Source organism: Komagataeibacter kakiaceti JCM 25156 (genome assembly GCF_000613305.1).
Genome location: NZ_BAIO01000041.1, coordinates 1 through 11,344 on the forward strand (window position 1 = coordinate 1; position 11,344 = coordinate 11,344).

General features: G+C 63.9%; 8 protein-coding genes and 3 pseudogenes. All 11 read right to left on the reverse strand.

Going from position 1 to position 11,344, the window contains the following annotated elements:
* Positions 1-62: 62 nt before the first annotated feature.
* The gene (locus JCM25156_RS21585) at positions 63-1,073 is read right to left on the reverse strand and encodes an efflux transporter outer membrane subunit (protein WP_242402477.1); all 1,011 of its coding nucleotides are present in this window, start codon (positions 1,071-1,073) and stop codon (positions 63-65) included.
* Positions 1,074-1,373: 300 nt separating this feature from the next.
* Positions 1,374-2,546, reverse strand: coding sequence for an efflux RND transporter periplasmic adaptor subunit (locus JCM25156_RS04815; RefSeq protein ID WP_025812320.1), 1,173 nt, complete (start codon positions 2,544-2,546; stop codon positions 1,374-1,376).
* A pseudogene (locus JCM25156_RS21590) lies at positions 2,539-5,702 on the reverse strand (efflux RND transporter permease subunit). Before JCM25156_RS21590 ends, JCM25156_RS04815 begins: the two are co-directional and overlap by 8 nt.
* 240 nt (positions 5,703-5,942) lie before the next feature.
* Entirely contained in the window at positions 5,943-6,257 is a 315-nt protein-coding gene (locus tag JCM25156_RS04825; RefSeq protein WP_051577475.1) for a hypothetical protein, read from the reverse strand.
* Positions 6,257-6,889, reverse strand: a complete 633-nt coding sequence (locus tag JCM25156_RS04830; protein WP_025812322.1) for a cytochrome c oxidase subunit 3 — start codon at positions 6,887-6,889, stop codon at positions 6,257-6,259. The genes JCM25156_RS04825 and JCM25156_RS04830 overlap by 1 nt, the downstream gene beginning before the upstream one ends.
* Positions 6,882-8,419 (reverse strand): annotated as a pseudogene (locus JCM25156_RS21595) (cytochrome c oxidase subunit I). Before JCM25156_RS21595 ends, JCM25156_RS04830 begins: the two are co-directional and overlap by 8 nt.
* 128 nt (positions 8,420-8,547) lie before the next feature.
* Positions 8,548-9,309: a cupredoxin domain-containing protein gene (locus JCM25156_RS21600; protein ID WP_242402473.1), complete on the reverse strand. Its 762-nt coding sequence runs from the start codon at positions 9,307-9,309 to the stop codon at positions 8,548-8,550.
* Entirely contained in the window at positions 9,306-9,524 is a 219-nt protein-coding gene (locus JCM25156_RS30750) for a hypothetical protein (protein ID WP_242402474.1), read from the reverse strand. Before JCM25156_RS30750 ends, JCM25156_RS21600 begins: the two co-directional genes overlap by 4 nt.
* Positions 9,521-10,237 carry an SCO family protein gene (locus tag JCM25156_RS04845; protein ID WP_242402475.1) on the reverse strand — a complete coding sequence of 239 codons (717 nt, stop codon included), beginning with the start codon at positions 10,235-10,237 and terminating at the stop codon, positions 9,521-9,523. The genes JCM25156_RS30750 and JCM25156_RS04845 overlap by 4 nt, the downstream gene beginning before the upstream one ends.
* On the reverse strand, positions 10,188-10,697 hold the full coding sequence (locus tag JCM25156_RS30755) for a hypothetical protein (RefSeq protein ID WP_242402476.1): 510 nt from the start codon (positions 10,695-10,697) through the stop codon (positions 10,188-10,190). Before JCM25156_RS30755 ends, JCM25156_RS04845 begins: the two co-directional genes overlap by 50 nt.
* Positions 10,690-11,344: pseudogene (locus JCM25156_RS04855) on the reverse strand (hypothetical protein); the annotation flags it as partial. The gene JCM25156_RS30755 and the pseudogene JCM25156_RS04855, both read right to left, overlap by 8 nt.

The window sequence follows — 11,344 nt, forward strand, 5'->3', positions numbered from 1 at the left end:
CCGCCCCCCCATGGCGCGGACAAGATCAATTCCACCCATAAGGCGGCGCGTATTGATCGTGATCAGATCCTCACGGCTCTGTAATTCCGCGGTCTGGGCAATGACGACCTGCAGGTAGTCCACCGCCCCCTCCCGATACTGAAGGGTTGCCAGATAGGTAGTCCGGGCCGCCGCCACGACAGCTTCCTCCTGTCGCGCGGCGCGTCCGCCAGATGATTTAACAGGGCAAGCTGGTCCTCTACCTCGCGAAAGGCGGTCAGCACCGTCTGCCGGTAATTCGCGGCGGCCTCGACATAGGCCGCGTGGGTGACGGCCAGATTGGCGAACCGTCTGCCGCCATCGAATATGGCCAGCGTGGCCAGCGCTGGCCCCAGCGCCCAGACACCGCTGCCCGCCGCCAGAAGGGTGCTGGTGACACTTTCCGAACCACCGGTCGCGCCCAGCGTGATATTTGGAAAAAACGCGGCCCGCGCCACCCCGATCCGTGCATTCGCCGCCGCCATGCGCCGTTCGGCCACCGCGACATCGGGCCTACGTTCCAGCAGATGGGAAGGGGCCGTGACAGGAATGACGGGCACGGGCGCAAGGCCGCCCGAAGGGGCCAGCGCGAAGGTGGATGGCTGCTCGCCCACCAGCACGGCAATGGCGTGTTCGACCAGCGTGCGATCCGCCACCTGCTGCTCCAGTCGGGACTGCGTGGCGCTGAGCTGAGTCCGCGCCCGCCCTACATCCAGTTCATTCGCGGCCCCGCCCATGAAGCGCTTTGTTGTCAGGTCGAGGGACGCCGTATAGGCGGCCACGGTCCGTTGCAGCAGGTCGATCCGGGCATCGAGACCGCAGAGCTGGAAATAGTCATCTCCCAGTTCGCCCTCCAGGCTGAGACGGATGGCGGCGAGATCGGCCGCGCTCGCCTGGGCATTCGCCCGCGCCGCCGTGACCAGATTGCGGATACGCCCCCATATATCCGGCTCCCACGAGACGGTGCCGCCTGTCTCATAATCCCGGTATTCGTAATAAGTGCCCGTGGCCGGAAACAGCGCGCGTTCCCGCTGCGCGCTGGCCGTGGCGTCGATCTGGGGGAAGAAATCGGCCCGCGCGCGCCGGACAAGGCGCGGGCCTGATCATATCGCGCCACGGCAGCCGCCAGTTGCGGGCTGCCATGTTCAATCCTGTCCTCCAGCCGGTTCAGCCCGTCATCCCCCATGGCCGACCACCAGTCCCCCCGCAGCGCGGCATCCGTGGGCCGGGCCGGGGTCCAGGGCCCGGTTTCCCTGAACGTGGCGGGAAGGCCGGATACCACCGGTTTCCTGTAACGGGGAGCCAGGTTACAGCCGCAAAGCAGGAAGAGGAGGAACATGCCCCCCCTTCCCCAGCTAGGACGCATGCCCGTCCTCATGCGGTCTGACCGGATCCCCCTGGCTTATGTCATCCGGCGGCGTGTTGATGATCCGGCTTTGCGGTGCCAGCCCTGTTACTTCCAGTTCCGTGCCGAAATCCGTCAGGATAGAGACCGGCTTTATCCTGACGTGATTATCGTCATCCACCAGCGCCACGGTCGTCCGGTCCCTGCGAAACAGCAGGCAACTGGCCGGAATACGCACGGAAGGGGGCGCCTGCGGTCCCGGCCCCCGGAATGTAAAGATGACCTGCGCATAGGCCCCGGGTTTGAGCAGGTTTTCCGTATTGTCATAAACAAGCTGGACCAGCATGGTGCCGGACCGGGAATCAACGGCATCGGCGGAATGCAGGAGACGCGCTTCGAATTTGCGGTCGCGATAATCCGGCACGGTGAACTGCGCCACAAAACCGTCATGCATCCGCGCGGCATAGGCCTGTGGCACCCGCACATACAACCGGAGCCGTTTTACATCCGACACCGTAAAGAGCGGCTGGCTGGCGGCGGTGCCCGCGACGATCAGCGCGCCAATATCCGTGGCGCGACTGGTCACCACCCCGGAAAATGGCGCGATGATGCGCTTGAACCCGGACAGCGTCTCGAAGCGTTCAACATCCGCCGCCGCTTCATGACGGGCCGCTTCACTGGCGGCGAAGTTGCCCCGGCGTTCATCCGTTTCCTGTTGGGATACGGCATTCTGCGCAATGAGACGATCCCACCGCCGCGATGTGATCCGCGCCAGGTCACGCTGCGCGGTGCGCGTGCCCAGCGCCGCCCGTGCGGCGGCAAGTTGCAGATCCACATCGGGCGTATCGATTTCCGCCAGAAGCTGACCTTCATCCACCTTCTGCCCGATATCGACATACCAGCGCCGCAGATAGCCATTGGTCCGGGCATAGACCGGCGCGCTGTACCATGCTTCAAGCACGGCGGGCAGGACCAGCGTATCAACGGCGTGCCCGCCCGGATGCACGATGGTAACGGTGGGCACCAGTGCCGCAACATTCACGGCATGAAGCTGGTGGCGGGCATGGATGCGCGCCACCGTTCCCACCACAAGGACAAGCCCGAACAGGACAAGCCCGCCGAGGAGGATCCACGCCAGTCGCGGCTTATGGGCCGCCTGTGGCAATATATGCGTATCAGGCATGGGCGTGCGCCCCATCCGCCCCGCGGCGCGCGCGCCAGTCATAAATCGTGGCGAACAAGGTGGGCACGAAGAACAGTGACGCGCTGGTGGCGAATAACAGCCCGCCAATGACCGCCCGGCCCAGGGGCGCGTTCTGTTCCCCGCCTTCCCCTAGCCCCAGCGCCATGGGCAGCATGCCGATGACCATGGCCAGCGCCGTCATGATGACCGGCCGCAGGCGGGTGCCGCCCGCCGTCAGGGCCGCGCGCAGGGCATCACCATGTTCCGCCAGTTGCTCGCGGCAGAAGCTGATGACAAGGATGGAGTTCGCCGTGGCCACCCCCATGCACATGATCGCCCCGGTCAGCGCGGGAACGGAAAGCGGCGTGTGCGTTGCAAACAGCATCCAGCATATGCCCGCCAGCGCGCCCGGCAGCGCGAGGACGACAATGCAGGGATCGGTCCAGCTCTGGAAATTGATGACGATCAGCAGGTAGATCAGCACGATCGCGCCCAGCAGGCCGAACCCCATGCCTGAAAAGGCGGTTGTCATGGCCTGGTACTGGCCGCGCAGCGTGACCGTGACCGTCTCCGGCCGGTCAGGCTCCAGACGCCGCAGGGCGGTTTGTACATCACCCGCGATCGCGCCGAGATCCCGCCCATCCCCCGCCGCGAACACATCGATCAGCGGGCGGATGTTGTACTGCGTCTCGACCGGGGAAGTCGTGCCCCGGGTAATCGTGCCCAGCGCGCCCAGCACCTGTAGCTGGGTTGTCGAAACGCCCGTGACCGGCAGCCCGATCACATCCGCCAGCGAACTGATCCGGTATTCGGGCATCTGCACCGCAATGGGATAGGTGACCATGCTGTGGGGATCGAGCCAGTACAGCGGCGCCGTCTGCACCGTGCCCGCAATCGAGGTCGCGATACTGCTGGTCACGTCCCCTTCCGTCAGGCCAAGCTGGTTGATGCGGGTCCGGTCCGCGTCAAAACGCAGTTCCGGGTAATGGCCGGGCTGCTGGATACGGGCATCGACCAGACCGTCGATCGGGCGGATGGCGCGCAGTATCCGCTGGGCGAACTGGCGGGTTTCATCGGGGTTGGTGCCGGATACCTGAATGTCGATCGGCGCGGGCGCGCCGAAATTCAGGATCTGGCTGGTAATGTCCGATGGCAGAAACGCAAACGTCGCTTCGGGGAAAAGTGTGGGCAGTTCAGCGCGCAGGATGCGAATGTAGTGTTCCGTGGGGCTGTGGCCTTCCTTCAGCGCCACGATAATGTCGCCATCCTGCGGCCCGATCGTGCCGGATGCGTTATAGGCCGTGTTGATGGCGCTGGTGGGCAGGCCGATATTGTCAGCGATCGATTCCAGTTCCGCCTGGGGAATGCGCTGGCGGATCCGCTTCTCGATACGCTGGAACAGGGCCGCCGTCTCCTCGATCCGCATGCCCACCGGGCCGCGTACGTGCAGTGTCAGGGTTCCGGCATCGACCTGGGGAAAGAAATTGCGCCCCAGAAACGGCAGCAGACCCATGCTCAGCATGGCGAACCCGAAAAACCGCCCACGAACCAGCCCCGATGGTCCAGCACGGCGGCAAGCAGCGCGCCATAACCGGCACGAAGCGCTTCGAAACGCCGCTCGAACCCCTTCTGGAAACGTGTGAAGGGATTGCCACCCGTCTGGTTTTCGTGCCCATGCGGCCGCAGCAGGAACATGGCCATGGTGGGTACCAGCGTGCGCGACAGGATGAAGGACATCACCATGGCGAACATCACCGAAAACGCCATGGGCACGAACAGGAAGCCCGCGATGCCCGGCAGGTAGAACATCGGGACAAACACGATACAGATGCAGATGAGCGAGAGAAAAGCCGGGACGATGATCTCCCCCGATCCGTCAATGATGGCGGCATGGACATCCTTGCCCATTTCCAGATGACGCTCGATATTCTCGATCGTGACCGTGGCCTCATCCACCAGAATTCCCACGGCCAGGGCGAGCCCACCCAGGGTCATGACATTCAGCGTCTCCCCCAGCGCGGAAAGCGCCGTAATGGCCCCCAGAACCGACAGGGGAATGGACGTGGCCACAATGAGCGTGGAGCGCCATGAGCCCAGGAACAGCAGGATCATGAGGCTGGTCAGGCCAGCCGCGATCGCGCCCTCGCGTACCACGCCATTCACGGCGGCCTTTACAAACAGCGACTGGTCATTGACGGGCCTGAGCCTGATCTGCTTCGGCAACCCGCGCGTCGCATCGGGCATCATCGCCTTGATCCCGGCCACGATCGCGATGGTGGAGGTCGCGCCCGATTTCAGCACCGTCATCAGGGCGGAACGCTGCCCGTCCACATGAACCACATTCTGCTGGGGTGTTGCGCCGTCGCGCACATGGGCCACGTCGCGCACGCGCACCACCGCGCCATTGACCGTCCGCACGGGCAGGCTGTTCAGCAGGTCCACGGAAAGCGGCGCATTGTTCAGCCTGAAATTATACTGGTACTCGCCAATCTTCACGAAACCGGCCGGCGTGATCTGTGTCTGGCTGGTCAGGGCGTTGCCCACGTCCTGCGCCGATACGCCGCGCGACTGCAGTTGCGCGGGGTCAAGGTCCATCTGGATCTGGCGCACCCGGCCGCCATAGGGATAGGGAATGGCCGCACCCGGTACGGTAACCAGCCGGTTGCGGATGAAATTGAATCCATAGTCATACAACTGCTGTTCGGTCAGGCCCGCGCCCGACAGGGCAAGCTGGACGATGGGCACCGTGGAGGCGCTGTAATTGAGGATGAGCGGCGGCGTGGTGCCAATGGGAAGCTGGCGCAGGATTGTCTGGGCAATGGCCGTGACCTGCGCATTGGCGATACGGACATCGGTGCCCGGCTGGAAGAAGATTTTCGTAACCCCGATCCCCGTAAGCGACAGTCCCTCGATATGTTCGATATTGTTCACCGTTGTGGTCAGGACGCGCTGGAACGGAAGTTCGATGCGCCCCGACATGTCCTGTGGTGAAAGGTTGCTGTAGGTCCACGCCACGGCGATGATGGGAATGCGGATTTCGGGGAAGATGTCCTTCGGCGTCCGGATGGCTGACAGCACACCGATAAAAACGATCAGGATCGCCATCACCACGAATGTATAGGGCCGCGCGAGTGCGAGACGGACAATCGCATTCATGCCGCAGCGCAACCCCGGCGGGTTCTGGCGGCCCCCGCGACAGTCACAGCGCCCGTCAGTACAGCCGGAATATCGGACCTGCCTGAAACCCGTAAAATGCGCTGCATCTTCATGGTCATGATCCCTGAGCCAGTTCCCGACATATCCAGTCGCCAGCCTGATCCTGTCCCAACGCATCAACGGGGCGATCGGCTGATCAGGGAAAATGAAAAACAGGGCCGGGAAACCATGCCCGCGCCATCAGGGGGAAACGCCCCGCGCCGCTGGCGCATGATGGGCGCGTGAAGACAGGCTGTCGCCCACGGCGAAAGTGGTTCGGGTAAAGCTGTCCAGACTGCCAAGCGCCAGTAATATGGTCAGCCAGAACAGCCCGCCCAGTGCGAATATCGCGGCAAGGGGCGGTGCGCGCGCGATCCGCATGAACCCGAATACGATAATCAGCGCCATAAGGACCGCGCTGGCGCGGATACCAGGCGTGAAACCGGCCCCGGCCATGACCAGTTCCGCACCGAAAAGCAGCATGAGCAGAACCCAGCACGCCACGATACGCGCCATCACACCCGTCCGATCAGATAAAGGACCGGGAAGAGCAGGATCCAGACAAGATCGACAAAGCTCCAGTACAGTCCCACCACATCCACCGCCATGCCAGGCGCGGGCTGGCCCATCCGTGCGCGGGTCCGGTAACACACCCACACGATCAGCCCGATACCGACCAGCATATGCAGCCCGTGCAGCGCGGTGGACATGAAATAAAAGCTGTAGAACAGTTGCGCACCACCGGCATCCGGCCCGGAAATGGCAAATCCCGTGCCCGGAAACAGGTGCTCCGTAAGCTCAAGCTGCCATTCCCGGCCTTTGAGCACAAGAAACACCACGCCCAGCCCGGCCGCCCCCAGGGCCGCGGGGATGATGCGGCGGTCATGCCCCTGCCGGGCCGCCTCCACCGCCAGGGTGTAAATGGCGCTGCTGGTGATCAGCAACAGTGTATTTATACAGCCGATCAACAGGTTGGTATGGCGCACCCCGATGACCCATCCGGCGGCATGCGTGTGCGAATAGACCAGAACGATCAGGAACAGCCCGCCAAACAGCAGGACTTCACTGGCCAGGAACAGCCACATGCCCGCCACGGCCGTTTCATCACGGTGCCCGGCCGTATCATAGGGCGCGAGGGGATCAGCCATGGGCTTCCTCCTTCCGCGCGGCGTCATTCGCCCGGTCCAGTGCGGCGTAATCATAGGCGTCATGCGTCATGACGGGCGGATGGATAAAGTTTTCCGTCGGCGGTGGGGAGGATGTGCGCCATTCCAGCCCGGTCGCCTGCCATGGATTGTCGGTCGCGCGCGCGCCACGAAACAGCGACCACGCAAAATAGACCAGCGGCAGGATATAGGCGAGCGCAAGGATGCTGGCCCCGGCGGAAGACAGCACATTAAGCACCTGGAACTGCGCCGGATAGGTTGCATAGCGTCGCGGCATGCCTTCATACCCCAGCAGGAACTGCGGGAAAAAGGTCAGGTTGAAGCCAAAGAACAGGAGTGCCGCCGCCGTCCGCCCCCACATTTCGGGTACATGCGGCCCGTTATCTTGGGCCACCAGTAATGCAGCCCGGCGAAATAGGCCGAAACCATGCCCCCCACCATGATGTAATGGAAATGGGCCACCACGAAATATGTCTGTGTCAGGTGTACATCACTGGCCAGGGAGGCAAGGAACAGCCCGGTCAGCCCCCCCACCGTAAACAGCCCGATAAACCCCATGGCGTACAGCATGGGCGCATCCAGCCGGATGGCCCCGCCATGCATGGTGCCCAGCCAGTTGAACACCTTGATGGCCGAAGGAACGGAGACAAGGAAACTCAGCATGGAAAACACAACGGCGGCGTAAAGCGATGTTCCGGCCACGAACATATGGTGCCCCCAGACCAGAAAGCCGATGGCCGCGATGGAAATGGACGACCACGCCACGAACCTGTACCCGAAAACCGGCTTGTGGCAGAACGTGCTCACCACCTCGCTGACCACCCCCATGCCCGGCAGGATCATGATGTAAACCGCCGGGTGGGAGTAGAACCAGAACAGGTGCTGAAACAGCAGCGGATCCCCCCCCAGGGCGGGATCGAACACGCCGACACGGAAAAAATGCTCAAACGCCAGAAGCAGCAGCGTGATGCTGAGCACCGGGGTTGCCAGCACGAAAATGACACTGGTGGCGTACAGCGCCCAGAGCATGAGCGGCAGGCGGTACCACGTCATGCCCGGCGCGCGGAGCTGGTGGATGCTTATGATGAAGTTGACCCCGGTGGCGATGGATGAAAACCCGCTCAGGAAAACCCCCGCCACGACCGGCAGCACCCGACCCTGCGTATAATCGGTGGAGAGCGGCGTATAGAACGTCCATCCGGTTTCCAGCCCCCCACGGAACAGCCCGTACACCACCAGCATCCCGGCCATGACGAACAGGTACCAACTGATCAGGTTAAGGCGTGGAAAGGCCAGGTCACGCGCGCCCAGCATCAGCGGCACAAGAAAATTGCCCAGCGTTACGGGAATGGAGGGCACGAGAAACAGCCAGACCATGACAACGCCATGCAGGGTGAACATGCGGCTGTAGGTCTCGTCCGACAGGATCGCCCCCGTGGGCATGATCAGGTGCAGCCGGATCAGCGCGGCCCCCACGCTGCCAAGGGCGAAGAACACGGTGATGGAGGCCATGTACAGCAGCGCGATCCGTTTATGGTCGGTTGTCAGCAGCCATGACCGCACGGTGCCGTCCTGCCACAGGTAACCGCGTTCACCGCCGGGTATGTGGGGCCATGGCCGTCACCGCCCTTCACGCGGGGTCATGGCCCCGGCCCCCATGCCCGGCGGCGCGGAGGGGGATAATGTCTGGATATAGGCGACCAGCGCCGCCAGTTCATCCTCCCCCAGCACACCACGGAACGACGGCATTTCAGTGGTGTAGGTTCCCGCAGGCGCGCGCGCCGTTCCGGCATGAAGGATGGCATCATGCACGAAAGTCCCGTCCACCCGCACGGGCCGTCCATCGGGGCCGGGCACCAGGCGCCGTACAGCCCCACCATGGACGGGGCGCGCGCCGTATCCTGCGCATCGGGCGGGTAACGCCCCGATGCGTGGCAGCCGCTACAGCCGTTATGGATGAACAGGGCCTCCCCCTGCGTGGCAAGACTGCCGCTGGCGGGCGTATGGTCCAGCCAGTCAGCGTAATCGGTGCTGTTCAGGACTTCCAGCGTGCCGGTCATGCGCGAATGCCCGATGCCACAGAACTGCGTGCAGTAGAAACGGAACGATCCCGGCCGGGTGGCGATGAACCACAGGCTCTGGTACCGCCCCGGCAGGACGTCATGCTTGATCCGCAGCACGGGGATCGAGAAATCATGGATCACATCTTCCGATGTGAGCAAAAGCTGCACGGCCCGGCCAAGCGGAACATGCAGGGCGTTGATCTCACGCTGGCCGCCCGGATACTGGACCTTCCACATCCACTGCTTGCCCGTCACGTAAATCTGGATCGCGCCCGCCGGAGGCTGGAACCCCACCACGTACAGCCGCGCCGCCCATACGAACAGGGCGAAGAAAATCACCAGTGTCGCCGTGGTCCAGCCAATCTCGAAACGCCAGCTTTTATGGACACCGCCTCATGCGAGACGGGCACCCGGCTCCCCACCCGAAAGCGGATGATGTTGAGAAACATCAGCCCGAACACCAGCCCCAGCACCGCCAGGCTGATCAGCAGCAGCCCCGCCAGCAGGACATCGACCCGCACGGCGTGGGCCGAGACTTCGGGCAGCCAGTTCATCGGCGGTCCCGCCTGTGGGCCATGACCAGCACCGACCCCAGCATCAGCACGGTCAGCGCGGCCCCGATGCGTAACAGCTTTTCAACCGCCAGCGTGTAACGCCCCGTCGTTGCATCGTAATGAAAGCACAGCAGCAGGATGGGCGACGCCGTAACGCGGTCGCCACGCGCCGCATGGGCCACGGCCTGCCGCACATCGCCCGGCCGGTAGCCGATACCCAGCACATAACCGGACACCATGCCCGCCGGGGTAATGAACACCAGCCCCATGGGATGAACGTACTGCCGAAGCCCGGGGTCGTAGCGCGCATGAAACCCCACCGCGCGTGACAGGCGCTGGATGCTGGCGGAATCCCCGGTCAGGAAATGCCACCCCTGTTGCGCCGCCGTTACGGGAAAGCGCGCCAGATCATCCTGCCGGGCCTGACGCGCCATGGCGGGCGTTTCCGTGGGGTCGATACTGACAACCACCAGAGTATAATCAGCCGGGGTTTCCAGCCCGCTGCGCGCCAGCGCATGCAGCAGGTCGGCACGTTCGAGTTCACACATATTGGGGCAGGCATAATAGCCCATGGATAAAATGGCGGGCCTGCCGCCAAGGAATGTGCCCAGCGGCCGGATCTGACCGGTCGTATCCGCGAAGCGGGCGTCGAGCGGCAGTTGATTACCCTGCCGGAGCGTGAAAGCCAGCGCCGCCATCGCATCGTCCGCCATGGCGGGCATGGCCCAGGACAGGGCGGCCAGACAGGCCAGCAGGGACCATTTCGCTCCCTTTGCAGTGCGCGGCAGGGTCATGGCCCGCTCTCCCCATCCACCGGCCAGCCATTGATGCCTTCACGCGCGATCTGCCGCATGGCCTGTTCGATGGGGATATGCCGGCGCCATGGGCGGGATCGGTCCAGCCAAAACCGTTCAGCGTGGCCATTTCACGTGCATGGAATGCCGCCATGTCCGCCGCCGGATCGGACTGCAATGCCGGTTCCGCAATAACCGGAAATGGCGGTTTGAGCAGGCGGTCGAGTGATTTTTGCGGAAACAGCATGTCGGCCAGGATCACAAGCCCGCCCACGGCAACACCAATGACCACGCCCCCGGCAATGACCGCGCGCAGGGAAATGTCGCGGGTTTCATGACGGGGCGGCGCCACCTCCGGCGGTTCATGCCGCTCAGACATGGGGGCCTCCCGGCGGCATGGGGCAGGCGACCGCCGGCTCCCGGCCCATCCGCCACAACACCAGCGCCGCGCTCCCGCCGCCAAGGAAAGCAAGGGATACCGGCACACCCCATAAGGGAACGGGCGGCGTCCATGCCGGCAGGACCAGCCAGAGGTTACGGACAGTTTCCATGCCGACCAGCAACCCCGCCGCCAGCAGGACAACACGCCGCCGGGCCTGTAACGGGGGCAGTACCAGCAGAACGAACGGCAGGAGAAAATGCAGCCCGGCAATGGCGAGCGCCACGGCCCCCCATCCCCCCCGCAGGCGGGGCGCGTACCACGCGGCCTCCACCGGCAGGTTGGACTGCCACACAATCAGGAACTGCATGAAATCCAGATAGGCCCACAAAATCGTAAGCCCCAGCAGCAGGCGCGCCAGATCGCGCAGTTCCGCGGTAGTCGCCCGCATGCCTTCAAACAGGACCGCCATGGCAAAGGCCAGCAGCACCGCCCCGGCGGATGCGATCAGGCCATAGGCGCTGGAACTGAAATGGGGATCGAGCGATTCCGTCAGGTCAATCGCGGCGAAGCCGGAGGTCAGGGCCAGCACGATCAGCCCGCCCGGCGCGACCCGTTCCAGATCGCGCCCGCGCAGGCACAGAACC

Excerpts from the sequence above, each read along its gene's own strand:
- JCM25156_RS04815 (WP_025812320.1), bottom strand. The coding sequence starts at position 2,546 with ATGCCTGATACGCATATATTGCCACAGGCGGCCCATAAGCCGCGACTG.
- JCM25156_RS04825 (WP_051577475.1), bottom strand. The coding sequence starts at position 6,257 with ATGGCGCGTATCGTGGCGTGCTGGGTTCTGCTCATGCTGCTTTTCGGT.
- JCM25156_RS04830 (WP_025812322.1), bottom strand. The coding sequence starts at position 6,889 with ATGGCTGATCCCCTCGCGCCCTATGATACGGCCGGGCACCGTGATGAA.
- JCM25156_RS30750 (WP_242402474.1), bottom strand. The coding sequence starts at position 9,524 with ATGAACTGGCTGCCCGAAGTCTCGGCCCACGCCGTGCGGGTCGATGTC.
- JCM25156_RS04845 (WP_242402475.1), bottom strand. The coding sequence starts at position 10,237 with ATGGCGGACGATGCGATGGCGGCGCTGGCTTTCACGCTCCGGCAGGGT.
- JCM25156_RS30755 (WP_242402476.1), bottom strand. The coding sequence starts at position 10,697 with ATGTCTGAGCGGCATGAACCGCCGGAGGTGGCGCCGCCCCGTCATGAA.